26 protein-coding genes and 2 pseudogenes are annotated in these 25285 nt (G+C 40.2%); 14 read left to right on the top strand and 14 right to left on the bottom strand.

Annotation, left to right across the window (positions count from 1 at the left end):
* Window positions 1–7: 7 nt before the first annotated feature.
* From HYI04_RS13485 to HYI04_RS13465, 5 genes are all read right to left on the bottom strand, one after another.
* Complete coding sequence (locus HYI04_RS13485) at window positions 8–481, bottom strand: arsenate reductase ArsC (protein ID WP_178896264.1); 474 nt, start codon at window positions 479–481, stop codon at window positions 8–10.
* Window positions 482–487: 6 nt separating this feature from the next.
* A complete protein-coding gene (locus HYI04_RS13480; protein WP_178896263.1) occupies window positions 488–808 on the bottom strand; it encodes a metalloregulator ArsR/SmtB family transcription factor in 321 nt (106 codons plus the stop codon).
* Window positions 809–865: 57 nt separating this feature from the next.
* The gene (gene arsC / locus HYI04_RS13475; protein WP_178896262.1) at window positions 866–1300 is read right to left on the bottom strand and encodes an arsenate reductase (glutaredoxin); all 435 of its coding nucleotides are present in this window, start codon (window positions 1298–1300) and stop codon (window positions 866–868) included.
* A 486-nt stretch (window positions 1301–1786) separates the two neighbouring features.
* The gene (locus HYI04_RS13470) at window positions 1787–3505 is read right to left on the bottom strand and encodes a GMC oxidoreductase (RefSeq protein ID WP_178896261.1); all 1719 of its coding nucleotides are present in this window, start codon (window positions 3503–3505) and stop codon (window positions 1787–1789) included.
* A gap of 126 nt (window positions 3506–3631) precedes the next feature.
* A complete protein-coding gene (locus HYI04_RS13465) occupies window positions 3632–5077 on the bottom strand; it encodes a coniferyl aldehyde dehydrogenase (protein WP_178896260.1) in 1446 nt (481 codons plus the stop codon).
* Between the two features lie 153 nt (window positions 5078–5230).
* Here HYI04_RS13465 and HYI04_RS13460 point away from each other — a divergent pair, with 153 nt between their 5' ends.
* The gene (locus HYI04_RS13460; RefSeq protein WP_004694646.1) at window positions 5231–6250 is read left to right on the top strand and encodes an AraC family transcriptional regulator; all 1020 of its coding nucleotides are present in this window, start codon (window positions 5231–5233) and stop codon (window positions 6248–6250) included.
* A 30-nt stretch (window positions 6251–6280) separates the two neighbouring features.
* On the opposite strand, the pseudogene HYI04_RS13455 reads toward HYI04_RS13460, so the two are convergent.
* Window positions 6281–6397, bottom strand: a pseudogene (locus tag HYI04_RS13455) (IS5/IS1182 family transposase); the annotation flags it as partial.
* Between the two features lie 757 nt (window positions 6398–7154).
* Between HYI04_RS13455 and HYI04_RS13450 the strand changes: the two are divergent.
* Window positions 7155–8483 (top strand): OmpP1/FadL family transporter, encoded by a 1329-nt coding sequence (locus HYI04_RS13450; protein WP_178896259.1) that lies wholly within the window; start codon window positions 7155–7157, stop codon window positions 8481–8483.
* A 311-nt stretch (window positions 8484–8794) separates the two neighbouring features.
* The gene (locus tag HYI04_RS13445) at window positions 8795–9919 is read left to right on the top strand and encodes an OmpP1/FadL family transporter (RefSeq protein WP_178896258.1); all 1125 of its coding nucleotides are present in this window, start codon (window positions 8795–8797) and stop codon (window positions 9917–9919) included.
* A gap of 72 nt (window positions 9920–9991) precedes the next feature.
* Here the strand turns inward: HYI04_RS13445 and thrH are convergent, their stop codons facing one another.
* A complete protein-coding gene (gene thrH, locus HYI04_RS13440) occupies window positions 9992–10609 on the bottom strand; it encodes a bifunctional phosphoserine phosphatase/homoserine phosphotransferase ThrH (RefSeq protein ID WP_178896257.1) in 618 nt (205 codons plus the stop codon).
* 202 nt (window positions 10610–10811) lie between these two features.
* Here thrH and HYI04_RS13435 point away from each other — a divergent pair, with 202 nt between their 5' ends.
* Together HYI04_RS13435 and HYI04_RS13430 are read left to right on the top strand one after the other, a co-directional pair.
* Window positions 10812–11546, top strand: coding sequence for a phosphoadenylyl-sulfate reductase (locus HYI04_RS13435; protein ID WP_159153176.1), 735 nt, complete (start codon window positions 10812–10814; stop codon window positions 11544–11546).
* Between the two features lie 161 nt (window positions 11547–11707).
* Entirely contained in the window at window positions 11708–13087 is a 1380-nt protein-coding gene (locus HYI04_RS13430) for a wax ester/triacylglycerol synthase family O-acyltransferase (protein ID WP_178896256.1), read from the top strand.
* A 63-nt stretch (window positions 13088–13150) separates the two neighbouring features.
* Here HYI04_RS13430 and HYI04_RS13425 read toward each other — a convergent pair whose 3' ends face one another.
* From HYI04_RS13425 to HYI04_RS13400, 6 genes are all read right to left on the bottom strand, one after another.
* Entirely contained in the window at window positions 13151–13324 is a 174-nt protein-coding gene (locus tag HYI04_RS13425) for a PA1571 family protein (protein WP_010326168.1), read from the bottom strand.
* Between the two features lie 131 nt (window positions 13325–13455).
* Window positions 13456–14910 (bottom strand): ribonuclease G, encoded by a 1455-nt coding sequence (rng, locus tag HYI04_RS13420; protein ID WP_004981336.1) that lies wholly within the window; start codon window positions 14908–14910, stop codon window positions 13456–13458.
* A gap of 38 nt (window positions 14911–14948) precedes the next feature.
* The gene (locus HYI04_RS13415) at window positions 14949–15515 is read right to left on the bottom strand and encodes a Maf family nucleotide pyrophosphatase (protein WP_178896255.1); all 567 of its coding nucleotides are present in this window, start codon (window positions 15513–15515) and stop codon (window positions 14949–14951) included.
* Window positions 15503–15994 carry a rod shape-determining protein MreD gene (gene mreD / locus HYI04_RS13410; protein WP_176537295.1) on the bottom strand — a complete coding sequence of 164 codons (492 nt, stop codon included), beginning with the start codon at window positions 15992–15994 and terminating at the stop codon, window positions 15503–15505. Before mreD ends, HYI04_RS13415 begins: the two co-directional genes overlap by 13 nt.
* On the bottom strand, window positions 15981–16838 hold the full coding sequence (mreC, locus tag HYI04_RS13405; protein ID WP_004694667.1) for a rod shape-determining protein MreC: 858 nt from the start codon (window positions 16836–16838) through the stop codon (window positions 15981–15983). Before mreC ends, mreD begins: the two co-directional genes overlap by 14 nt.
* A 15-nt stretch (window positions 16839–16853) precedes the next feature.
* Window positions 16854–17900 (bottom strand): rod shape-determining protein, encoded by a 1047-nt coding sequence (locus HYI04_RS13400; RefSeq protein WP_004694670.1) that lies wholly within the window; start codon window positions 17898–17900, stop codon window positions 16854–16856.
* Window positions 17901–18033: 133 nt separating this feature from the next.
* On the opposite strand from HYI04_RS13400, the gene gatC reads away from it, so the two are divergent.
* The 9 genes from gatC to HYI04_RS13355 all read left to right on the top strand — a co-directional run bounded on the left by gatC (window position 18034) and on the right by HYI04_RS13355 (window position 25100).
* Window positions 18034–18348: an Asp-tRNA(Asn)/Glu-tRNA(Gln) amidotransferase subunit GatC gene (gene gatC, locus HYI04_RS13395; protein ID WP_004694671.1), complete on the top strand. Its 315-nt coding sequence runs from the start codon at window positions 18034–18036 to the stop codon at window positions 18346–18348.
* A 53-nt stretch (window positions 18349–18401) separates the two neighbouring features.
* On the top strand, window positions 18402–19880 hold the full coding sequence (gene gatA, locus HYI04_RS13390) for an Asp-tRNA(Asn)/Glu-tRNA(Gln) amidotransferase subunit GatA (protein WP_178896254.1): 1479 nt from the start codon (window positions 18402–18404) through the stop codon (window positions 19878–19880).
* Window positions 19880–21355, top strand: a complete 1476-nt coding sequence (gatB, locus tag HYI04_RS13385) for an Asp-tRNA(Asn)/Glu-tRNA(Gln) amidotransferase subunit GatB (RefSeq protein ID WP_148826544.1) — start codon at window positions 19880–19882, stop codon at window positions 21353–21355. Before gatA ends, gatB begins: the two co-directional genes overlap by 1 nt.
* A gap of 60 nt (window positions 21356–21415) precedes the next feature.
* Complete coding sequence (locus HYI04_RS13380) at window positions 21416–21895, top strand: hypothetical protein (RefSeq protein ID WP_125281556.1); 480 nt, start codon at window positions 21416–21418, stop codon at window positions 21893–21895.
* 3 nt (window positions 21896–21898) lie between these two features.
* Window positions 21899–22525: a hypothetical protein gene (locus tag HYI04_RS13375; protein ID WP_125281555.1), complete on the top strand. Its 627-nt coding sequence runs from the start codon at window positions 21899–21901 to the stop codon at window positions 22523–22525.
* Window positions 22526–22807: a hypothetical protein gene (locus tag HYI04_RS13370; protein WP_125281554.1), complete on the top strand. Its 282-nt coding sequence runs from the start codon at window positions 22526–22528 to the stop codon at window positions 22805–22807.
* Between the two features lie 240 nt (window positions 22808–23047).
* On the top strand, window positions 23048–23521 hold the full coding sequence (locus tag HYI04_RS13365; protein ID WP_178896253.1) for a hypothetical protein: 474 nt from the start codon (window positions 23048–23050) through the stop codon (window positions 23519–23521).
* A 223-nt stretch (window positions 23522–23744) separates the two neighbouring features.
* Window positions 23745–24323 carry a DJ-1/PfpI family protein gene (locus HYI04_RS13360; protein WP_168383539.1) on the top strand — a complete coding sequence of 193 codons (579 nt, stop codon included), beginning with the start codon at window positions 23745–23747 and terminating at the stop codon, window positions 24321–24323.
* Window positions 24324–24449: 126 nt separating this feature from the next.
* Complete coding sequence (locus tag HYI04_RS13355) at window positions 24450–25100, top strand: hypothetical protein (RefSeq protein WP_178896252.1); 651 nt, start codon at window positions 24450–24452, stop codon at window positions 25098–25100.
* 67 nt (window positions 25101–25167) lie between these two features.
* Here HYI04_RS13355 and HYI04_RS13350 read toward each other — a convergent pair.
* Window positions 25168–25285 (bottom strand): annotated as a pseudogene (locus HYI04_RS13350) (IS30 family transposase); the annotation flags it as partial.

The raw sequence follows: 25285 nt of genomic DNA, 5'->3' as shown, positions 1-25285 counted from the left end.
GATGATCTCATTTAATCTGCGAAATTTGATGGATTGCCGCAATCAAATCTAGGCGAGACGTATGTGTTGTATCGAATGTCCATAAAGCATCTAAGCGACGGTTGATATGATCCACAGTGACTTGGAAGGCTTTGAGTTTTGCTTCTTTCGACAAGACTAAATGTGATGGATCAGCCAAGCCCCAATGTGCCTTGATTGCTCCACCTAAATAAAGTGGGCAAGCTTCCTGAGCGGCTGAATCACAAACCGTAATCACCACATCAGGTTGGTATTGTTCGCAGTCATCAATGGTTTTACTCCACAAACCTTCGGTTGAAAGACCTAAGTTTTCTAGAGTTTCAATGGTCAATGGATGCACATGTCCAGATGGCTGGCTGCCTGCACTATAGGCTTTCCAACCCTCTGGAGCACGACTATTAAACAACACTTCGGACAAAATGCTGCGACAGCTATTTCCTGTGCATAAAAAAAGGAATTTCATATTGATCTACTCGCAATAACTCTTTATTTGCGAAAAAGGGCGTTCAATTTGGGGCTGTAAGTCAGCATTTTTGAGGGTATTAAGTACGTCTACGCACCAAGTGGGTAAATTAGGATTGAGACTGTAATAGACCCATTGCCCTTGACGTCGATCTTGTAAAAGACCTGAAGAGCGCAGTAAAGCTAAGTGCCGCGAAATCTTAGGTTGGCTAAGTTGTAATTTTTCAGTCAAATCACAGACACACTGCTCATGATTAACCACAACCAACATCACAATGTTGAATCGCGTTTGATCCGCTAAACATTTAAAAAAATTGATTTGATCCATACTTTCACTCACTCATACTTCTGGATATAACAATACTCACAGATACCCATCACATATTTATTTTAATCGCTGCCCATTTTCATCCAGCACTTGTTCACCGTCTTCTTTAGTAAAAGCACCCTTTTGTGGGAGTGGCAGAATTTCTAAAACCAATTCTGACGGACGACTTAAACGAGTTCCTAATTCAGTCACTACAAATGGACGGTTAATCAAAATTGGATGCTGCAGCATAAAATCTAAAAGCTGTTCATCCGTCCAGTCCTCACGGTCCAACTCTAGATCACGATAAGGATCAACATTCTTACGAATCGCTTCTCTCACCGTTAAACCTGCATCCGCGATCATTTGAATCAGTTCATTTTTAGATGGAGGTGTTACAAGGTACTCAATCACTTCAGGTTCAATATTGGCATTACGAATTAACGCCAGTGTATTGCGTGATGTTCCACATTCAGGGTTGTGATAAATCTTCACTTTTGGAGTAGCGGTCATTTGCTCAAACTCAATTGAATCTTTACATATATTTATATACGAATAAACATATATATGCAACTCCATATTTAAAGAAGGAAAAATGATCTTTTTTAAATATATAGTGATCGAATGAACATGTTAAAATTAGATAAAATACAAGATTTAGAGGTCAAGCTATGGAAACAGTCATGATTACTTTGATCTTAATTACTATTTTGATTTTACTAGTCATATTTTATAACAAGAAAAAATAAACCATGGCTTTTGGGTTTATGAATAGACTCAATAATGCCCCCCAATTACTCATTGATCGGTAAAAAAGTAAGACAGCTTTTCGCTCTCTTCTTAGCTTAGGAATTTCTGAATTATAGCCCATAAAATCAGCAACGACCTCTAACGCTGTAATACAGCGTTAGAGGGATAATGATCTCAAGATTGTATTGCTTCGGCTGTCTAATTTGCCGTATTAGGCACCATCACCAGCCCAAACCATATCCACTTTTTTTAAGCATTGCTTAATGCACTGGCTAAATCACCAGTACCCTTCAAGTCAGACACCTGTCCGTCCAAAGGCTGACTAAACTGGATACGCTGAATCTTTGCTGCCCGCTCTGCGGAGAACACTGGGATTTGACTCATCGCAAATTCAGACAGTGCGGTAATGGTCAGTGAGGGATTCACACCTAAATTTCCAGGTACAATCGAACCATCTAATACGCGTAAATTTTGATAACCAAAGACTTGACCAGTGAAGTCCACAACGCCATTCGACTTGTCATTACCCATCGCGACACCACTCATAATATGTGCTGTCGTTGGCGTTCCCAGTAGAATTTCAGTAAGTGCAGAACCTGGCTCTCCACCCAACTTTTGTGCAATCATTTTAGTGGCTTCTTCAGCCGCAGGGAATGAAACTGTGAGTGGCGTATCCCCTTCTTTTTGCACGGCAGTAATACTATTCTGGAACAGTCGATACCACTTTCTACGCCATTCAAAATGAATGAATGCTTCAGACTTTTGCATTACCAATAAAATGATCGAATCTTTGGCTTTACCCTTATAACGCAGTACTTTAAAGGTTTTTAAGGGATGTATTAAAGTGTTTAGCACAAACTTCATAAAGCGCATAAAGCCCTGACCGGTCACCATCGGCACGTATGGAATATAAATCCATGAAGCATCCGCACCTTCAGGGAAACGTGTGACCTCGATATTGGTATCTGCATCGACTGAAATAAAGGAGCTGATTGCCACACCATCATCCAGTTTTTTACCAGTATTGTTCACTGTGGTCAGGGTTTCCGAGTTCGTCCGAACTTCCTGTCCCAGCAATGAAGAAATATTGGGTAAAGTTTTATGCTGATCACGCATTTTTAACAACATCGGTACAGTGCCCATTACACCCGCAGATAACACCACCCCACGACTGCGCAAACTATACTGACGAACTTGTTTCCCAAGGGTTTCTTTGACTATTACTTCGTAACCTGCGCTACCATCTTCATTCAGTGGTGTAATTTTCACCACTTCTGAACTTGGACGAATTTCAACGCCATTACGTTCAGCAAAATACAAGTAATTTTTCATGAGGGTATTTTTGGCATTACTGCGACACCCCAACATACAAGCGCCACAATAAATACAGGAGTTACGATCTGGTCCATCTCCATTGAAATACGGATCTTTCGCTAACTGTCCTTCTTGACCAGCTACTTGCGAAAAGAAGACCCCCGTATTCACCGTTTTAAATGAATTTGCATATCCAATTTCACTCGCAACTTCTTTTAACGTGTCGTCTGCAATATTGGTATAAGTATTATTCGCTGTACCCAACATACGTTGAGCGAGACCATAAAACGGCTTTAAGGTGTCTTTCCAGTCTTTACGAATCTTGGTCCATGCCTCCGACTCAAAAACTGCATCAGGTGGAATTAAATGTACATTGGCATAAATTTGTGAGCCCCCACCAACGCCCACCCCATGCAAAATGGTGGTTTTACTGGTGAAAGTAAATTGCATCGTACCTCTGAATCCCAGTTCAGGTCGCCACAAATAGTTTTTGGTGTCTAAATTGGTGGTTGGAAAATCCTTGTCTTCACGGCGTAATCCTTTCTCCAAAATCAGGACTTTATAGCCTTTTTCACTGAGGCGTAAAGCACTGACCGATCCACCAAAGCCTGAGCCAATCACGATTTGATCATAATCAAAATCTTTATTATTCATACTATTAACTCCTTTAATAGTTTTATTTTTCTGTTTTTAAATACACTAATTCCTTCACTTCAAAATATCCATCTTGAAGTGAAAAGTGATGTTGATGTTGATGTTGATGTTTTAAAATTTAAGCGCTTATGACTTGATGCGGATCAATAAATTCAGCAGCCAATTGGCAAATTTTCCGTAAGGCGGCGCGAGAAACTTCAAGCTCGAAAAACCCGCCTGATAAAACACAGGACGCATTTTGGAAAAAGTCAAAAAGCCTTCATAACCATGATAGTGCCCCATCCCGCTGGCACCGACTCCACCAAATGGTAAGTCATGCTGCCCGACATGAAATAAGGCATCATTGACCGAAACCCCGCCCGACATAACTCTGCTGATATAAAATTCGACTAAGCTTTTATTATTGCTAAATGGATAAAAGGCCAATGGACGATCACGCTGAACAATATAGTCAACCACATCTTCAGGCTTTTGGTAGGTTTTGACCATCAAGATCGGGCCAAAGGTTTCACGCGTATCAATTTCCATCTCATCATTACTGTTCAACACCAAAGTCAGTGGGAATTTTCGTGTCGCAGCATCAGGCTCTTGCTGATTTAAATTAATTAAACTAGCCCCTTTGGCTTCAGCATCTGCCAAGCTATGTACTAAGCGCTGAAAGGCACGCTCATCAATCACAGAAGTATAATCTTTGCTATGAATATCAGGCACATGTTCCTGAACCCACGCTGCCGCGGTTTGAATAAACGCTTGTAACCTCGACTCATGTACAAATAAATAATCGACATTGGTACAAATTTGTCCCGCATTAAACTGTTTCACAAACATAATGCGTTCTACAGCTTTCTCAATCGGGTATTCAGGGTCAATCACTGCAGGAGATTTACCACCCAGCTCCAAAGTCACAGGGGTTAAGTTTTGTGCTGCAGCAGCCATGACTTTACGCCCTGTCGCACCAGAACCAGTAAACATCAGGTGGTCAAACGGCAGTTTTGAAAATGCGATGCCCACTTCACCAGTCTCATCGAAAATCTGTAATTTTTCCGCTTTAAAGTATTTGGGACTTAACTCAATCAGTAATTCAGCCAAATGTCTTGAATTTTCAGACATTTTAACCATAGCGGTATTTCCCGCAGCAAACACAGCTGACAACTGTGAAAACATCAAATTAATGGGGAAATTCCACGGCACAATAATTCCAATCACCCCCAGCGGCTGCGGAATCACACGGTTTTTTGCACCAAAATACAGGCTATAATCGACATGTCTTTTTTGCACTTTAGTCCATTGCTTCAAATGTTTGATGCTGCCATTAATGTCATCCGTGACAGTAATAATTTCTGCCAATAAGGTTTCATGACGTGAACGATTGCCATAATCACGATTCAGGGCGTCAATAATTGCTTCACGGTGATCGTTAATCAATGCTTTTAAATTCAGTAAATGTTGCTTACGTTGCGCAATCGTTTCAATGCCTTGTTGATGAAAGCTTTTGCGCTGTAATTGAAAACAATCGTGCAATGTCTGTTCTATCACTGTTTGCTCGATATGAGACTGAACCGTAAGTTGCATATGCTTTTCCTTTCACGGCTAAAAATGGTGATTCAATACTTCTTTTCTATGTTGGTTGAGATAATCTCTTATCCTACTTTAACAAATGACTTGAATTATGCTTGACTTTTTAGGACACTAAATTGATCTTTTAGGACAACACGGAATGTTGTGATGGGAAGTTATATTCGTGCAGCCAGCCTCGGCGGTTTTGAAGACTTAGTCCGTAGTTATGGCATAAATCCTATAGAAATCTTGAAAGAGATCGGGATTTTACCTGCTTTACTCCGTGATCCAGATTCATTTATTCATTATGATCATTATTTAAATTTATTGGAAAAAGCGGCCTTAGCTTGTCAGGATGATTGCTTCGGTTTAAAACTCGGTGCACTCCAAAATATTAGCACAATCGGTTTGATTGGCGTCTACATGTCCCGACAAACGAGCATACTTGAAGCCTTAAGCGTGGCGCAAAAATATGTCTATTTACATGCTGAAGGCATTGTCTTCCACGTCTCGCAACATAATGCTCTGCTCTGTAAGCTGAACTTTGTGCGTTTAAGTGAATACAACACCGATGTACCACAAAAATCACAACTGGCCATTTGCCTTGTCGCGAATATTTTAAAAGATTTGATTGGCCCGCAGTGGCATGCAGAAAAAATTTGCTTCAAGCAAAAAGCACCACAAAAAGGTGCTCAAACTTTCCAAGCTCATTTTTCATGTCAGGTAGAGTTTGAAACCGATGAAGATGCACTTTATTTTCCTGCAAGCTTTTTAAGCTATAAACCCTATAATTTTAATGAAGATGCCATTAATCAACTAATCGTACAGCAGCTTGAAACACAAAGCAGCACCAAAACTGAAGACAATACCGCACTGATAGAGAGTTCAGTCCGCATGCTAATGGCGACAGGAGACTGCAGCATTGAAAAGATCGCGCTGTGTATGGGCATGCATCCGAAAAAGCTTCAGCGCGCTTTAAAAATGCAAGGAACAAGCTATCGAGATATACTCGAAAATGTCCGAAAAAAAGAAGCACTGCGTATGCTTGATGCAGGCAATGTGAATTTGACGGATATTGCTCTACAGTTGGGCTATGCAGAGTTATCTATTTTTAGTCGCAACTTTAAAAGTTGGTTTGGCGTTCCTCCAACCGAGTTAAGAGACAAAAGTCGAAGCCATATTGTATGACTTCTGGTTTTGCTACTTTGTTCAATAATGAGCATACCTCTGAGTTTCAAGATCAAACCAAATGGCAATATTTCCACGATTAATGAGAACTCGGTTATATGAGGAGCAATTGCTTGTACGGTCAATTTTAGGTGCTGGCTTCTTCATTCGGAAATTATATTGCTAAAGATGGCTTTAAGAATAGGTTTGTACAACAAAGCCCATCCTTCTAATCATTTATGGTTCACAGTAGAGCGATAGCGAACTAAAACTCTAAATTTTTTAATAAATTATGCTTTTAACGGTATAACAAAACTACAGCTTAATTTAAGTCAAGATTGAGTGCTGATTACACCGCTTAAGAACCACCTGTATTCATTCATCTATATTTAAAACTAAAGATTTTTGTTCTTAACATTTGTTTCAGCTTTTATATATTTTTTATGACACAACGCAATATAACCGCAACAATTATCATTGTCGCTGTAGACAATATTAATCATGTAAAAAACAATAACTTGATCTTCTAAATAAAAATAATCGATAAATGATCTACGAAATATAATTTTGTATTATAAATACAGTAAAGAAAAAAGTGATACGAATCACAAAAAGGATTTATTTTTACGCTTAATTGAGTGATTTTCAATCAAAAAATAAATTTTATATTTCAAGTTATATATTTATATTTTTCATTAACTTAAATTATATAAATGTGTTTTTTTAGTATAAAAACTCTATTATGATTATTTTTTGAACTGATTAGTTATATCTAGAGTATTTACTCTTATTTTAATTGTGATATTTTTGTCACATGGAGTAACAAATGGTCTCGGTGAATACAAGCCGAAATCATCCTAGATGAAAGCTTAAAGCATCAACAAAAACTGTCATAAAAGACTTTATAGCCCAAGGGAAATGTATAATGAAATTAAAAGCACTAAGCACAGCAATGATTTTAGCAACTGTACCAATGACGGGGGCATTTGCCGCTGCTCTAGATCGTTCAGGTCAATCTATCGCAGCGTTTTTACAACCAGGTAATTACTTTGAGGCTGGTATTTCTGTATTAGATCCATCTGTATCTGGTAAAGCTAATGCAGGCTATACTCCTAACCCTGCTATTCCTGCAGCATTAGCTGGTCTTGAGAATACCTCTCTATCAGACATGGGCGAAGATTATTACTTCCCAAGTGCAGCATTAAAGTTTCAAGTAGCTGATAATTTATCAGTGGGTCTTTTATATGATCAACCTTTTGGTGCTGATGCGGCCTATTCAGTTGGTGATGCTGGAGCAAACCCAGCATTAGCAGGTTTGGGTCTTCCAGCTGCATTATTTGCTGGACAAGGCTTATTCCATAACGGCCAAGAAGCAACTGAAGTAGAAGTTACAACCGAAAATTTAACATTCCTAGTAGGCTTCCAACCAACTGAAAACTGGAATCTATATGGTGGTGCGGTATATCAGACCATTAAAGGGAATGTTCAACTACGTGGTACCGCATACGGTTCTACTATTGCATTAGGCCAATATAATGCAGATATGAAAGAAGATTCTGCAGTAGGCTGGATTGCAGGTTTAGCTTACCAAATTCCTGAAATTGCATTAAAAGCATCATTAACTTATCGTTCTGAAATTGATCACGAAGCAGCAACCAACGAATATGGTACAAGCTTAATTTTAACTGGTTTAGTTCCTGGGCCAGGTGCAGTATATAACGAAAATACTTCTACCAAGATTACAACTCCACAATCTGTAAACCTTGATTTCCAAACTGGTGTAATGGCTGATACAGTAGCTTTTGCTAATGTGCGTTGGGTAAACTGGGAAGATTTCTCAATTCGTCCTGAACAGTTTGGCACAGTTTCAGAAGCTTTAGGTGCTGCCAACTTAACCCCAGATAATCCAAATGGCTTTGATTTAGTTGGTTATACAGATGATCAATGGTCAGCTACTGTAGGTGTAGGCCGTAAATTTAATGAAAAATGGGCAGGTAATGTCTCTGTAGGTTGGGATTCAGGTGCAGGCAACCCTGTTTCAACTTTAGGTCCAACTGAAGGTTACTGGAATGTTGGCCTAGGTCTGCAATTCTCACCTGCTGCAAACTACTTTATCGCTGGTGGTGTGAAGTACTTCTGGTTAGGTGATGTTAAAGCTCAACCTGCATCAATGTTTGGTACAGGAAACTCTGTAGCACAATTTGAAGATAACCATGCTTTAGGTTACGGCTTAAAAATGGGCTATCGCTTCTAAGCTCTGATTTAATAAAAACCACTTTCGAGTGGTTTTTATTTTTTAACTCTAATTTTATACACTTGCATATCATTTGCTTGTTTTACAAGCAATTAATCCTGCTCCAAATATTAATTTTTTAAAATTTATCTTTTATTTTTATTTTCTTATTTATCATTTAGTTAATATAAAAATATAGTATAAATACTCTAAGCAACCCTTTTATTTAACCGCCTTAGTTCATTTCTTCAACAGAGCTGAGTATTTACTCTTTTTAAAATTATGTTACTTTCCCAGCACATTTTTGTTACAGATGGCATCAGGGAACGACCATGAAGCTCAATAGAATTTATTCGGCTATTTTACTTAGCACTCTCCCACTTACACCTGCGCTTGCTGCTGGTTTAGACCGTTCTGGTCAGTCTATTGCTGCATTTTTACAACCGGGTAATTATGCAGAAGCAGGTATTTCAATTTTAGATCCCAAAGTTCAATCTAATCAATTGAAAGTTAACGATATGGCAGAAGATTATTATTTCCCTGCTGCTGCGATTAAAGTACAAGCAACTGAACACATTTCTATAGGTCTTTTATATGACCAACCATTTGGCGCCGAATCTCTCTACCCTTCAAATAATCCAGTTTTTGGCGCGAATGGTGAAGCAACCCAAGTAGAAGTAGAAACACACAATCTTTCAGCTTTAATTGGTTACCAACCTACAGAAAACTGGAATTTCTACGCAGGTCCTGTTTATCAAACCGTACAAGGTAAAGTATCTTTACGTGGACTTGCGTACGGGGGTGCTTCTAAACTTGGCAGCTACGACATTAATTTAAAAGAAGATGAAGCATACGGTTGGCTTGCTGGTTTTGCTTATCAAATTCCTGAAATCGCGTTAAAAACTGCGATTACCTATCGTTCAGAAATCAAACATGAACTTGATACTACTGAAACTTTTGGGTTTGGTGCAATTCAACGGCCAAATGCACTCACTGAAGTTGTAACTCCGCAATCAGTAAACATTGATTTTCAAACAGGTGTTGCAGCTAACACTTTAGCTTTTGCCAATATCCGTTGGGCACATTGGGATCAATTTGCGGTCACACCAAAGTTTTTAAATGCAGCTTCTGGCAATAACCTTATTGACTATTCAGATGATCAATGGTCTGCAACCGTAGGCGTGGGTCGCAAGTTTAATAGTCATTGGTCTGGTTCTGCTTCTGTAGGTTATGACTCTGGTGCGGGTAACCCGGTCACCACTTTAGGCCCGACTGAGGGTTATTGGAGCGTTGGCTTAGGTGGTCAATACAGCCCTGCAGAAAACTACTTTATTCAAGCAGGCGTAAAATACTTCTGGTTGGGTGATGCCACTGCACGCACGGGTACAAAAAACGTTGGTGAATTTGAAGACAACTATGCTTTGGGTTATGGTCTAAAAATCGGCTACCGCTTCTAAATCAATGCACTGTTAATATCGCATAAAAACAAAGGGCATCAAATGATGCCCTTTATTGTATTCAGCTTCAGATTAAGCAGGAATATCTCGTACCGAAGCACCACGAATTGCTTCTTTTAATGCGGCATAACCATGAATTGCAGGGAATTGTGGGAATTCAGCAATCACATTTTCAGGTGCATCAAACAAAAAGCCTTTATCCGCTTCACCTAACATTGTGGTGTCATTATAAGAATCACCTGCGGCAATCACACGGTAATTTAGTCCATGCAATGCTTTAACTGCTTCACGTTTTTGGTCAGGTTGGCGCAGCTTATAGGTTGTAATCATACCCTTTTCATCAGTCTCTAACTTATGACAAAAAATCGTTGGCCAGCCCAGCTGTTTCATTAATGGGTGCGCAAACTCGTAGAAAGTGTCTGATAAAATAATGAGCTGAAAGTGTGTACGTAACCATTCAACAAATTCTTTTGCCCCTGGAAATGGTCCCATTTCCGCAATCACTTCTTGAATATCATTTAAACCTAAACCATGTTCTTTTAATATATTTAAACGCTGTGTCATGAGCACATCATAATCAGGAATATCACGTGTGGTTGCTTCAAGCGCTTTAATGCCTGTTTTTTTAGCAAAGTTAATCCAAATCTCTGGAACTAACACCCCTTCTAGATCAAGGCAAACAACTTCCATGAATACTCCCTTTTATTTACGTGGAAAAATTTTGAACTATCATAGCTTAATATTTGTATAATGCATTGCTGTTTTTTAAATCTATTTTTTTCATAAGCATTTATTTTTTAGTGATAAGTGGCTTATTTGAACTCTATTAAAATACGCAGCAAATAACGTAATATAGGTCTTGTTAGATTCCAAGCCTATTGCCAGGATACTCATGACAACCATTCCAACTATTGATCTTGTTGATGCTCTTGCAGCTGAATATGCTGATAAATCGCCAAGTGAAATTTTAGCACTTGCACTGAATCAAACGGGTGAAATTGCCATCTCATTTTCAGGTGCAGAAGATGTCGTACTTATTGATATGGCTGCTAACTTAGGTAAACCCTTCCGTGTCTTTAGCTTAGACACAGGACGTTTACATGCCGAAACGTATCAATTTATCGAGACTGTGCGTAAACACTACAACATTAATATCGAAATTTGCTTCCCAGAAGCAGATGCCGTTCAACAACTGATCAATGAAAAAGGTTTATTCAGCTTTTATCAAGATGATCATAAAGAGTGTTGTGGTATCCGTAAAGTTCAGCCTTTACGTAAAAAATTAGCGACTTTAGATGGTTGGATTACGGGTCAACGTAAAGACCAAAGTCCGGGCACACGAACTGAGATTCCAGTTGTTCAGGCAGATGTTGGGTTTTCAGGCGAAGGTAAACAGTTAATTAAATACAATCCCCTTGCCAACTGGTCCAGTGCCGATGTGTGGAGCTACATCCGCATGATGGAAGTGCCTTATAACCCATTACATGAACGCGGTTTTATTTCTATCGGCTGTGAACCATGTACACGTCCAGTGCTACCAAACCAACATGAACGTGAAGGACGTTGGTGGTGGGAGGAGGCGACACACAAAGAATGTGGCCTGCATGCAGGTAATTTGAAAAAGTAAAGACTAAAACCACTGCTTCGCAGTGGTTTTTCGCAACCAATGGATACACACAAAGCGCTCCCATTGTTAAAAAAAATCGATATACTAGCTTTAAGTTCTATAATTCTAACAAGATTGCTCACATAGGAGCGGTCAGATATTGCAGTGAGGCAATCCAGACTATGCGTCCATTACATCCGATTGACTTTATTTTTTTATCGCTTGAAAAACGCCAGCAACCCATGCATGTCGGTGGATTATTCTTATTCCAAATCCCTGAAAATGCACCTGCCAGCTTCATTCAAAATTTAGTTGCAGATATTCGTAACTCCAAATCTATTCCTATTCCTCCATTTAACAACAAACTCAACGGTTTATTTTGGGATGAAGATGAAGAGTTTGATCTTGATCACCATTTTCGTCATATCGCACTCCCACAACCGGGGCGTATTCTTGAACTGCTCACCTACATTTCACAGGAACACAGTAGTTTAATTGACCGCGCTAAACCGTTATGGACCTGTCATATTATTGAAGGGATTGAAGGGAATCGTTTTGCCATGTACTTCAAAATCCACCATGCGATGGTGGATGGTATCGCGGGTATGCGTTTGGTGGAAAAATCATTATCACAAGATCCAAACGCAAAGAGTATTGTGCCACCATGGTGTGTTGAAGGCCCTCGTGCGAAGCGTTTAAAAGAACCGAATGTTAGTCGCTTTAAGAAAATAATGAATGGCGTAATGGGCCAGCTTGAGTCAACACCACGTGTCATGTATGAGTTGTCACAAACAGTCATGAAAGATATGGGACGTAATCCTGATTATGTTTCAAGCTTCCAAGCACCCAGCTCTATTCTTAACCAGCGGGTTAGCTCCTCCCGCCGTTTTGCAGCACAGTCTTTTGAGTTTGACCGTTTACGTCATATTTCTAAAAGTTTGGGGGTCACGATTAATGACATCGTACTGGCAATTTGTTCAGGTGCCTTGCGTGAATATCTTTTGTCCCAAGACGCACTTCCTAAAAAGCCTTTAATAGCCATGGTGCCTGCATCAGTTCGCGATGATGATTCATCTATGTCGAACCGTATCACCATGATTCTGGCAAATTTAGGTACGCATAAGGAGGATCCTTTAGAGCGCCTCGCAATTGTTCGTCGTAGTGTGCAAAATGCCAAAGAAAAGTTCAAACGCATGAATTCAAACCAAATTTTAAACTATAGTGCGTTTGTTTATAGTGCAGCTGGTCTCAACATTGCCTCAGGCTTACTGCCTAAACGCCAAGCGTTTAATCTGGTGATTTCAAATGTCCCTGGCCCACGTGAGCCATTGTATTGGAATGGGGCACGACTCGATGCACTATACCCTGCCTCAATCATTTTGGATGGTCAGGCACTCAACATCACCATGACCAGTTATTTAGATAAACTTGAAGTTGGTTTGACGGCTTGTCGAAATGCACTACCGAAGATGCAGAATCTACTTACACATTTAGAAGAAGAGATTCAACGCTTTGAGGCGATTGTAGGGGTCGAAGGCCCAAAGTTGCAAGCGGTCAGTTGATGCCGCAAAACGAATCAGAAATACAAGAATAATCAATAAAACTAAGGGGCTTCGATAAGCCCCTTAGTTTTTAATGCTACGACATTGTTTTAATAATTGATGACACGCAGTACGAATCATGGCAGTTGTAATTTGTACTTCTTTACCCTGATCATCCAAAATATACGCATTATGCGTTACTTTCGTATCTAATAAATGTTTCAAACTAGGTTGAATAATTGCTTCTCTAACACCCATATCACACCTCATTTGCTAAACCTATTTAGGAGAATAAGCTTTGGCTATTTCCGTGTTTCTAGTATTAAAAATCTAAGATCGAAAGTAAAATTTCAGTTGTAACAACTATTTAACCATATATTGTTACAATTTCAGCTCAGAATGATATCGTATTGCTCTTGCGTATATAAATTTTCCACCTGAAATTTAATCACACGACCAATGAAATGCTCTAAATCCGCGACTGCTGGCGCTTCTGCGGTTAATAAGCGGTCAATCACCGATGGATGCGCAACGACAGTAAAGCCAGTCTGAGATTGATACGCACGTGTATATCTCATGATTTCTCGAAAGATTTCGTAACATACAGACTCAGCTGTTTTCACATAACCTCGTCCCTGACAGGTCGGGCAAGATTCACATAATAAGTGCTCTAATGATTCACGCGTACGTTTACGTGTCATTTCGACCAAACCAAGCTCAGAAACCTGTGTAATTTTGGTTTTTGCATGGTCTTGCTCAAGCATCCGCTCAAACTGAGTCATGACCTCAGTTCGATGTTCCTGCTCTTGCATGTCAATAAAGTCGATAATAATAATACCGCCTAAATTGCGTAGTCTCAGCTGGCGCGCAATGACCTGTGTCGCTTCCATATTGGTTTTAAACACGGTGTCTTCTAAAGAGCGACCACCCACATATGAGCCTGTATTAACATCAATAGTGGTCATAGCTTCAGTCTGGTCAATCATCAAATAACCACCAGACTTCAACGCAACACGCGTCTGCAGCGCTCTTTGAATGTCTTCTTCGACATTATACAAATCAAAAATTGGGCGCTCACCCGGATAATGAATAAGGCGTTCTTTGATATTCGGGACAAATTCTTCTACGAACTCTTGGAGCTTGCCATGTATTTCACGCGAGTCGACTGAAATTTTAGCAGTCTTTTCACTCGCAAGATCGCGAATAATGCGCTGGGGTAAAGGCAGTTCTTCAAAAATTAACGATGGCACCGCAATACTGATTTGCTTGCGCTGAATAAATTCCCAAAGTTTTGCCAAATAAGCCATGTCTTGCGCAATGGCAGCTTCCGCAATCCCATCAGCGGCTGTACGAACAATCACTGAACCCGGAAGTTTATGTTCCGCTTGAATACGTTCAATCATCGAACGTAAACGATCACGCTCAGCTTCAGACTCAATGCGTTGAGACACACCCGTATGATTGCCATAAGGCATCATCACTAAATAGCGCGAAGGAATGGAAAGATCAGTTGAAAGCCGAGCTCCTTTGGTGCCCAGCATGTCCTTCATGACTTGAACAGTAAGAATTTGTCCTGGCTGTAAGAGCTCAAAAACATTCGGGGTGGGTTGATTGCGTGACCAAACCATATCATTAATATGTAAAAAAGCAGTTCGTGACAGTCCAATATCGACAAAAGCAGCCTGCATTCCCGGAAGAACACGCACCACTTTACCTTTATAAATATTGCCCACTAAACCACGTTTCACCGTACGCTCAATAAATAATTCATTGACCGTGCCGTTTTCAATTAACGCGACGCGACATTCCATAGGCGTGACGTTAATTAATAACTCGTCAGACATAACAAACTCAAAACATTATAAAAAATCTTTTGAGACAGTTAATTTAGTGCCTTAACTGCCTGTAATAATTGTACCGTTTCATGCAACGGAAGTCCCACGACATTGCTATAGCTTCCCTCTATACGTGGAATATAACGTGCTGCAATGCCTTGTATAGCATAGGCTCCCGCCTTGCCAATGGGTTCAGATGTAGCCCAATATGCTTCCATATCATTCAGGCTTAAATGCTGAAATTCGACTTCAGTACGAACTACTATACTTGAAATTTGCGTATTTGTACGGACACAAACCGCAGTATATACATCATGCTTACGCCCAGAAATTTTCTCCCACATTTCAAATGCATGCTGCTTAGATTCAGGTTTGCCTAAAATCTCTTGATCGACCCCTAAACTGGTATCGGCAGCTATCACAATTGCATCAGGATATTGAAGCTGTACAGCCTCTGCTTTGGCGCATGCCAATCGCTCTACATAATCGGCTACCGACTCGCCTGCTTGTACAGATTCATCGATATCTGGACTATAGATATCAAAGACTAGACCGAGCTGTTCAAGCAGCTCGCGGCGACGGGGCGAACTGGACGCTAAAATTAAACGCGCCATTTCTTCAAGATGAAATAGACCATAGGGAAAGTAAGCACACTACTCAACAGCGGTTGCCAATGACGTGCAAGGGAAAACTGTGCCCCAATCATAATTTGTGCGATCCACGTAATAAACAAATGCGCGACCACAGCCAAGGTGGTGATGACCCAAATATTGGCAAAGGTCATAATCCGACGTTCACGCGTTAAAAAACGGGACACAAAAGTAATCAGAACAAAACTAAGCGCATTTAAGCCCAAAGGTGCATCGAGCAGTAAATCGGTAAAAATCCCAACTGCAAAGGCAAACCAAATCCCGCTCCATGTCGGCTGGCATAGCACCCAAAATAGCATCACCATCATCATAAACAGTGGACGCCAACCAGAGAGCGCATAAGACAAAGGATAAACCATCAACACTGAAGCAATGATCACTGAAAAAATGATCGGAAATAAAGGGTCACGCTGTTTGGCAGCACGAAGTTTAGCGATCGGCATGCGGTTGCTCCATCGCTAAAGAATCGGAAAATAACACAACGACATGATGCCCACCCGCTAACTGCGCAGCAGGAACAACATCAATTTGAGCAAATTCGCCTGAATTATGACGACTGATTTTTGAAATGGTGCCCACCAGATAACCTGCTGGAAAATGCTCACCTAAACCAGAGCTATACACTTTTTCACCCACTTTGATTTCGGCACTGGTCGGCACGTATTCCATTTTCAAATGACCCAAATCTCCAGTCCCTGAAACAATGGCACGCATTCCAGATCGCTCTAAGCGAACCGAAAGAGAATGTTCTTTATCTGAAAGCAACATGACACGACTACTATGCGGATAGACATTAATTATCTGTCCCATAATACCTTTGTCATCGAGCACGGTTTGCCCGACCTTCAACTGACTGTTGGCACCACGGTTTACCACAATAATATGACGTAGTGGATCGGCATCTGTCCCAATGACTTCTGCAATTTCCATACGACCATCAATGATCAAAGGTGTATCTAACAGACCGCGTAAACGCGTATTTTCCGCAGATAATTCAGATAATTTTTGTAAACGCACCTGCGCCTGCAATAACTCGGCTTGCATCGCGGTATTTTCACGGCGCAATTGAGCTTCAGACTTGGTTTGTTGATTCAGCCACTCTCGCGATAACACGGGATAACTTGCTACGGCATAAATTGGATTATAAGCGGCGTACAAGACATCTCTTGCAGGTTGAATCACATGCGGCATGCGCCAGTTAAAAAACAGCACGACCAAGCATGTGATCACTGCAATGATAAATGAGCGAAAAGATGGCGGTTGTCTGGAAAACAGATTTGTTTGCACCCGCCGATTCCTTTATTAGCCTACAAATAACATGTCGTGATTTGGATTATCGAAGAATTCTAAAACTTTACCACCACCACGAGTGACGCAAGTTAGAGGATCTTCTGCAACCACCACAGGTAAGCCTGTTTCTTGTGCAAGAAGTTTATCGAGGTTACGTAGTAATGCACCACCACCTGTCAACACTATACCGCGCTCAGCGATGTCTGAAGACAGCTCAGGAGGCGTTTGCTCAAGTGCAGATTTCACAGCTGAAACAATACTTTGTAATGGATCAGAAATCGCTTGCGTGATTTCGTCCGAAGTCACAGTGATCGCACGTGGCACACCTTCAGCAAGGTTACGGCCGCGAACTTCAATTTCAAGTGCTTTGGCATCGGCTTCTGGTAAAGCCATACCCACTTCTTTCTTGATAATTTCAGCGGTAGTTTCACCAATCACGCAACCATGTGCTTTACGTACGTAGTTAATGATTTGCTCATCAAATACATCACCACCAATACGTAGTGAGTCAGCATAGACACAACCTTGCAGCGAAATAATCGCAATTTCAGTTGTACCACCACCAACATCGACCACCATAGAGCCGCATGCTTGTTCAACGGGCATACCCGCACCAATTGCAGCAGCCATTGGTTCTTCAATCAAACGAACATCACGCGCGCCTGCATTAAATACAGCTTCACGAATAGCACGACGCTCAACCAAAGTTGATTTGCAAGGCACACACACCACAACACGAGGTGCAGGTGGGAACAGACGTTTTTCATGTACTTTACCAATAAATTGGTTCAGCATGGTTTCGGTCACTTCAAAATCGGCAATCACACCATCCTTCATTGGACGAATGGCAGAGATATTTGCAGGTGTACGGCCCAGCATTTGCTTTGCATCAAGACCTACCGCGGCAACGATTTTTTGTGAACCACTGTGACGAATTGCCACAACTGTCGGTTCATTTAATATAATGCCTCGTCCTGGTGCATAAATAAGTGTATTTGCTGTACCTAAATCAATGGCTAGATCGGGCGAAAACAAGCCAATTAGTCTTTTTAGAATCACGGAGACGTTCTCGATTAAACTTTATGTGGACGCAAGGTGGCAACTTTAACTAAATGTGATGATTTGAACAAGTCAATCGCTTATTATAACGCACGATATTTTGAAATTTTTTAATACTGACTCAGGTGATGTTATGTCTACATCGGATGCACAGCATTCTGCAGATTTAAATGCACAAACAGTTTCAGCAATCGCCAATCTTGCTCGATTGTCGCTAGATGATACGCAATCTGCTGAATATGCTCAAAGTCTAAATAAAATTTTAGGCATGATGGAAACCTTAAAAGGCATCGACACCGATGGTGTTGAGCCGCTTAAAAGCCCATTTGATCACCCACAACCCTTACGTGAAGATGTGGTTTCAGAAACCAATCATCGTGATGAATATCAAGCCATTGCACCGCAAGTGCAAGACGGTTTGTACCTAGTTCCTCGCGTGATTGAATAATTTCTATTCAGTTAAACCATTATTTTGTAAAAATTAACGTAAAGACATTTCTCATGACAGATTTACATCGCTTATCGATTCGTGAACTCTCTGAGGGTTTAGCTGGGGCTAAATTTTCATCTCGCGAACTGACTGAACATTATTTAAAGCGCATTGCAAAACTGGATACACAAGTTAAATCTTATGTAACCGTGACTGCAGAACAAGCGCTTGCACAAGCCGATGCTGCCGATGTTGCAATTAAAGCAGGCACAGCAACCGCATTGACAGGTGTGCCAATTGCACACAAAGACATTTTTTGCACCCAAGGCATTAAAACCACTGCGGGCTCAAAAATGTTGGATAACTTTATCTCTCCTTACGACGCTACCGTTGTAGCGAAAGGTAAAGCCGCTGGTCTAGTCACTTTAGGTAAAGTGAACATGGACGAATTTGCAATGGGTTCAACCTCTGAGAATTCATTCTACGGCGCTACAGCAAACCCTTGGAACTTAGGTCATGTACCAGGTGGTTCTTCAGGTGGGTCTGCGGCAGCGGTTGCAGCGGACCTTGCTCCATTTGCCACAGGTACAGACACAGGTGGTTCAATTCGCCAACCTGCATCGTTCTGTGGCTTAACGGGTCTTAAACCAAGTTATGGCCGTGTATCGCGCTTCGGGATGATTGCATATGCATCATCACTGGATCAGGGCGGGCCAATGGCACGTTCGGCTGAAGACTGTGCCTACCTCATGAATGTGATGGCAGGTCATGACGCAAAAGACTCAACATCAATTGAAAAAGACGTTGATGACTATGTGGCGAACCTAAACGGCACAGCGATTCAAGGTCTACGCATTGGTATTCCAAAGCAATACTTCAATGTCGCTGGTTTAGACGCAGATGTGAAAGCCCGCGTTGAAGAATCATTGAAAAAGTTAGAAGAAATGGGCGCGACCTTGGTTGAGATTGATCTCAACATGACCGAAGCTTATGTTCCGACCTATTACTTGATTGCACCTGCTGAAGCATCATCGAACTTGTCTCGTTACGATGGCGTACGTTATGGCTACCGTGCTGAGAACCCAGTTGACCTGATGGACTTATACAAACGTTCACGTTCTGAAGGTTTTGGTGCAGAAGTGCAACGTCGTATCTTGATTGGTACATATGCGTTGTCTGCGGGTTACTACGATGCTTACTATGTGAAAGCTCAAAAAGTCCGTCGTCTGATTCAACAAGATTTCTTAAAAGCGTTTGAATCGGTTGATGTGATTGCTGCACCTGCTGCGCCAACCACGGCTTATAAAATTGGTGCGAACCTGTCTCCAGTTGAAATGTACTTGGGTGACATTTACACCATCGCGGTTAACCTTGCAGGTCTTCCTGCGATTAACGCACCTGTTGGTTTTGACAAAGACAACTTACCTGTGGGCTTACAGCTGATTGGTAACTATTGGTCAGAATCTCAACTGTTGTCTGTGGTACATCAGTACCAACTAGCGACGGATTGGCATACGAAACGTGCGGCAATTGCTGAGGAGAATGCATAATGGCTCAAGCTCAAAAGAAACCAAAATCATTATTGATTGATGGTTGGGAAGTCGTTATTGGGATCGAGATTCATACTCAGCTTGCGACCCAATCTAAAATCTTCTCAGGTTCTTCGACTGAATTTGGTCAAGACCCAAACACCCAAGCTAGCCTAGTTGACTTGGCAATGCCAGGTGTACTGCCTGTATTAAACAAAGAAGTGGTCGATTTAGCCATTCGCTTTGGTTTGGGTATTGATGCTTACATTGACCAAGCGTCTGTGTTTGCCCGTAAAAACTACTTCTACCCTGACTCTCCAAAAGGCTACCAAATTAGCCAGATGGACAACCCGATTGTGGGCTTGGGTCATATCGACATTCAACTTGAAGATGGTACGGTAAAGCGCATTGGCGTAACGCGTGCTCACCTTGAAGAAGATGCAGGTAAATCGATCCATGACCAGTTTGAAGGTATGTCAGGCATCGACTTAAACCGTGCAGGTACACCGTTACTTGAAATCGTGTCTGAACCCGATATGCGTTCGGTTGAAGAAGCGGTGGCTTATATCAAGTCGATTCACACTTTAGTGCGTTGGTTGGGTATTTCTGACGGTAACATGGCGGAAGGTTCATTCCGTGCTGACTGTAACGTGTCGTTACGTCGTCCGGGTCAACCGTTCGGTACACGTTGCGAGTTGAAAAACCTCAACTCATTCCGTTTCATTGAACAAGCGATCAATGTTGAAATTGAACGCCAAATGGAAATTTTGGAATGGGATGGCACGATTGACCAAGAAACGCGTCTATTCGACCCTGTGAAGATGGAAACACGTTCAATGCGTTCGAAAGAAGAAGCGAACGACTACCGCTACTTCCCAGACCCTGACTTGTTACCTGTGATTATTTCAGATGCGCAAATTGAAACTGCTCGTGCTGCATTGCCTGAACTTCCTGCGGCGCGTCGTGAGCGTTTCGTAGCGGACTTTGGTGTCACTGAGTACGATGCGCATGTGTTGACGCTGACCCGTGAAATGTCGGACTTTTATGAAGTGGTTGTGGCTGCTGCTGGCGGCGCTGCACAAGGTAAAGTGTCTGCAAACTGGGTGATGGGCGAGTTCTCTGGTGCTTTAAACAAAGCAGGTTTAGAACTAGCAGACTCTCCTGTTTCGGCTGAAAAACTGGGTGGCATGGTTGCGCGTATCGTGGATAACACCATTAGCGGCAAGATTGCGAAGCAAGTATTCGGCTTTATGTGGGATGAAGGCAAAACTGCGGACGAAATTATTGCGGAAAAAGGCTTGAAACAGGAAACTGATACAGGTGCGATTGAAGCGATTATTAAAGAAGTGCTTGCTGCCAACGAGAAAATGGTTGAAGAGTTTAAATCTGGTAAAGAGAAAGCTTTCAATGGTCTTGTTGGTCAAGTGATGAAAGCGTCTAAGGGTAAAGCCAACCCTGCGCAAGTCAATGAATTGATGAAGAAATTGATTGGTTGATTTATTCGCTAATTAATTAATTTCATGCTATAAAAACCTCGCTTAATGCGGGGTTTTTATATGGATAAGATTTTAACAGAAGAGCATATTGCTAATGTGGGTCTAAGTGGTTGGCTCATAGGTATAATATTATTTATTGCGGGTGCAATAATTTTACCGTTAATTATTTTAGGTTATAAAAAATTCCAAAATAGAAGAACTGCTCGAAGAGCTCGTCTTTATAATCAACTTAAACCTATTTGGGATCGCAATCATCAGATTTTCATAGAATATGGTCCACATGATAATAACGATGCATTCTATGACTTAGAAGGTAATGCAACAGAAGAATGGCGGAAAAAGGTTAAAGAAATAATGTTACCAAATCATCAAAAAATCAGAGATATATGTTCTGAAAATATCTTACTTGCGACTGAAGAAGAACGCGACTTATTTCATCAATATGAAGACCATGTAACAGACTTCAAATCATGTCATGAATCAGGTTACTTACCAAATAGAAGATTCCCCCCAAATATAGTAGAAATTTTTAAGGATTAAATAATGACTTGGTTAGACAGCTTAAGAGTTCATGAAAAAGTCGAAAATGTTACAAAAGAAGGAAACCTCCTTAAAATAACAACTAAAGATAATCGGCCTGAACTTTTATCTCTTTCAAATTTCAGTGAAAAGCTTTCAGGCAGACTGCTACAAACCTTGTTAAATACTTATAATTTTAATTTCTTACTATGCAACAAGAAAAACTACTTTTTAGATGAAGAGGCAATTCGCCTTTTAAAGCAACATAATATTAGTTTTGGCACTGGTGGAGATTTATTTAGGCTTCTAAATGATTCAACTACCACTTATTCAAATTTTATTAATAAAGATTCAGAATACATAATTAAAAATCTTAGTAATAATTATAATGTCAAAAGTTTTCAACTTGCTTCCAATAGAAAATTTATTGTCCAACGACATAAAGGCAGATCTATAACTTTTGTATTTATAAATGAATATGCTGTAACTCAAGAAAGGATCAATGAAATGTATGAATTATATGCTCCTTTTGACTACATATTAGTTGCAGATCCAAATGGTCGCTTTAAAGACTATCAATACAATGGTCAAGAAGTCCAAATTGGTCTTTGGGCAAGTCTTTTTTCTTTTTTAGTAAATCCAAAGTCATAAATGCTTGAAATTACCAATTTACTCAGTGAGGTTAAAATATTAGAAATTGATTGTAATATCTATTTATTCGGCTCCTACTTATATACTGACAATTGGGCTGACCTTGATGTCCTCATAATTTATAAAAGTTATCAGGACATTCCTATTATAAAAGATGTCTTTTCAAGAAACCTTTTAAACACACCTCTAGATCTAAATTTTATGACAGAAGAAGAGGAAAATTTTTATAATTTTATTACTCAAACCAATGCTCAACAAATATTTCCTAAAGGTATTTATTAATATTAAATATGACTATCTAAAAAACAATTAACAATCAAATTCAAAGACTTATGATAAATTCATCTTTCAAACTCTTTTTTCATGCGTGACTGCTAAATTCCTCCTCCCTAACCCTCTCTCATTGGGAGAAGGAGCATTAATGGAGAGATAAAACTACCTAGCTAACTCCTCAAAACCCACTACACTAACCACATTCTAATACTTTAAAACAGTCAGTATTTTCAAAAAATAAAGGACAATATGAAAACAGTCATCCTCACACTTACTATCCTTGCCTTCCTCAGCACCACAACATTTGCAGAAACCAAACCCAATGTTCCAGCTAAAGAAGCTAGCCAAATATTTAAAGCCGCTGGCTTTGCAAAAACCAAACATGGCTGGGAAGGCAGTTGCGACACAGGTGAAATCACCACATACAAAGACTTAAATGGTGACGGGCTAAAAGACGCGGTCATTTCAGACTACAGCACCATGTGCTATGGCAACACAGGTGTTGGTTACCACATCGTTGCTCAGCAAAAAACTGGAAATTGGAAACTCATTTTTGAAAATATGGGCATCCCTACTTTTCTAAAAACCAAAGGAAAAGACGGCTGGCGAGATATTGAAAATGGTGGCCCCGGATTTTGTTTTGCTGTTTACCGCTGGAATGGTCAAAAATATGATGTCAACCGTTATGAATATCAGGGCAAAGCCTGCACATTGGACTATTAACACCTAAGCATAGTAAATTTCATATCAATGAATATGTAAACTGATTGATTTGTCATGCTTTTCTATACAGTTTAAGTGCCTCAATTACTTAGGGCTTTTTTATAAAAATGACCTCAGCTATACGACTAAAGAGCACTGAATGACTTAAAAATGACATCTGAACTGTGCTAATTTAGATTAAAATTGAACATAAATATGCACAAACAATAAAGAGGGTTTAAAGATGTCTAAACAAATTTTAATGCTCGTGGGTGACTATGCCGAGGACTATGAAACTATGGTGCCTTTTCAGTTTTTAACAGGTCTCGGTTATACCGTACACGCAGTCTGCCCCGATAAAAATGAAGGTGAAAGCATCGCCACAGCCATTCATGACTTTGAAGGCGAGCAGACCTATAGTGAAAAACGCGGTCATAACTTTGCCATCAATTACAACTTTGAAGCCGTACACACTGCGGACTATGTCGGTTTAGTCATTCCCGGTGGTCGCGCGCCCGAATATTTACGTATGAATGAACGTATCCTTGAGATCGTACGTGAGTTTGATGCTGTAAAAAAACCTATTGCAGCAGTTTGTCATGGCGCTCAGATTCTTGCGGCAGCCGATGTACTCAAAGGCCGTACTTGTTCAGCTTACCCTGCATGCGCAGCCGAGGTGAAACTAGCAGGCGGGACTTATGCGGACATTGAAGTGACAGAAGCTGTAACCGATGGGCACTTGATCACAGCACCTGCTTGGCCTGCACACCCTGCTTGGATGGCACAGTTTATTCAAGCTTTAGGAGCGACTGTGACGATTTAATTATTCTTTTATGGAATACACTTTTATCAAGAGAATAGAATTTTTAATCTTTGAATTTATTGAAAAGTCTCGATTTATCGAGACTTTTTTATATAATAAAAACATCATAATTTTTGAATAATAAAAATGGAAATCATCAATCCTATAGCAGCTCTTATTGCGCTTATTATCGCTATTTTCTCAATTCCTAAAACACTGCATGCGATCAATGAACATAAACGTAAAAAATTTAAAGATGAGTTAGAAAATTTTAAGGAATATTTTGCAAATTTTCATCAAAATAGTTCAAGCAATACTCCCAAACTACTAAAAGATAAAGCAGCACAGAATATTGCTCGTTCACTTGAGATGAATGCAGATTTACTAGATTATTTGATAACCCTACATGAGAAAGATCTCATTAATTTTGACAAAATTAAGGATCATTACTATTGGGGAAATCGTTTTATTGCTGTAAACAAAAACACATCAAGGTTTCAGTTCTCAAATAAGAGAGGGGCCAGTAGGTTTTTATCTTGTTTAAACTATTTTCTTTATGCAATATTTATCACTATTGCAGTTTTTACTTTCTTAGGAAAAATTCAATTTTTTAATGTCCAATGGTTGAATAATCTTATTGGTGCAGCTCATATTTTTTTCGCTATCTCATTTTTGCGAACAGCAGATGATATGAGAGAAGCTCTCATTTTTTTAAAAACCATGGAAAAAGCCGAGACTAATTTGATAGAAACTCAAAGTTTTACCTCACTAGATAATGAAATAAATCTGACATTTTGAAGATCAATTAAAAACTCTAAGATATTAATTTTAGAAGCTCTCTCTTTTGCAAGATAAGAGGGCGAATTCAAACATGAGGTGCGACAGTTTGAAAAGTCTTATGATAATCAACAAGCTGAGCAAATTTCTCTAATGGTGTAAGCCAATCTAACGCTTTTCTAGGACGAGTATTCAGTGACATGGCA

It is taken from the genome of Acinetobacter sp. SwsAc2, assembly GCF_013391465.1.
GTDB lineage: Bacteria > Pseudomonadota > Gammaproteobacteria > Pseudomonadales > Moraxellaceae > Acinetobacter > Acinetobacter johnsonii.
The sequence above is the reverse complement of the archived record's forward strand: the minus strand, read 5'-3'. Positions and strand labels throughout refer to the sequence as shown.